The 1,347-nt window shown below is 68.7% G+C and carries 1 protein-coding gene; it reads right to left on the reverse strand.

The genetic code is table 11. The annotated features are described in order from the left end of the window. Positions 1 to 1,347, reverse strand: a 1,347-nt coding sequence (locus AC1DS6_RS42615; RefSeq protein WP_477104807.1) for an ImcF-related family protein, incomplete at both ends; no start/stop codon positions are given.

A 1,347-nucleotide genomic window follows, 5' to 3' on the forward strand; every position in this document is an offset into this window, starting at 1 on the left:
GGTTGCAGCACCGTCTGCGTCGCCTGCGCGATGGGCCGCACGAACAGCGTCTCGCCCATGCCCGCCCACTGGCTGCCGAGGCTGGCCGCCATCAGTTGGGCATAGGCCTGGGTGTCGGCGAGTTCCGAGCCCTTGCCCTGGAACAGCGCCTGCGCCATTTGCCGGGCCTGCGCGTCGGCATCGGCGCTGTTGCTGACCTGCTGCAGGCGCAGACGCAGCGCCGTTGCGCGGTCGAGGAACCGTTGCAGGCTCAGCTCACCGCTGGTGCCCTGCCCGGTCTGGGTCTGACCTACCAGCCGCAGCACCGGGCCAAAGGCAGCGCCGAGCGGCCCCGCGGCGTCCGGCTTCGCCACCTCGGGCCCGGCCTCCTTCTTGCCCAGCAGATCCTGCGCCTTGGCCACCAGCGTATCGGACAGCGTGTCCTTGCGAGCGCCGGCGCCACCCTGGTATTCGAGCGACTTCATCAGCGCGATCACCGGTGACTGGCGCGCGTCGGCCATCAGCTTGAGCTGATCGATCGCAGCCGGCAGGGTCGGCGCCGGTTCCCATTGCAGGCTGTTCATGAAGCCCTGCCAGCGCTCCGCGTAATCGGCAAAGTACTGCTCGGTCAGGGCTGCCTGCAGCGCTTCGGCCGAGCGGCCTGCCGTTTGCTGTGCCTGTTGCGCCTGTGACGGCTTGCCGTCGGTCAGCACCCAGTCATTGGCGATTTCCGTGCGCTTGGCGGCTTGCTCGATCGCGGGCGCCACATAGCCCTCATACGCCTGGCGGGTGAAGACGCCAGGCACGATGGCGGTGGAGCGCACCAGCCCCCGGGTATCGGTGCCAGCGGTCAGGGACGCCAGGGTCTGGTCTGGGTACTTGCTGCCACCGTTCTCTCCAAAGGCATGGATCACGTCCCGATAGACGGTGTCCTCGGCGTTGCGCTCCCCGATCACGGCCAGCAGCGTCTGGCGTGCGCCGGCGACCAGTTCGGGCCGCGACTCGACGCGCAAGGCCGGGTTAGCCTGCAGGTGCTGCGCATAGAACTTGAGCAGCCGCTCGGAGAGATCCTGCTGCTCCCCCGGGGTGAGCCTGGCATCGGTGGACCAATGCTGCACCAGTTGCGGAGCCAGGAAGGCTGGCTCGGCGCGCTCGGGGTTGGCCAGCATCAGGTAGGACTTGAGCGCCTGGTGGCCGCTCAGCGCCACCCGGTTGGTGGCCTCATCCAGCACCGTGGTCGGCAGTTGCACGAGATCCACCAGGGACGCCTCCAGATCCCGCTGCACGGGCGCGACGAGCAACTCGCGGCTGGCCTGCGTGTATGGCTTCCACAGCGCGGCTAGGACCGCCGGATCGCGATTCAGGCCA

This window comes from Cupriavidus sp. 05L310 (assembly GCF_056398185.1).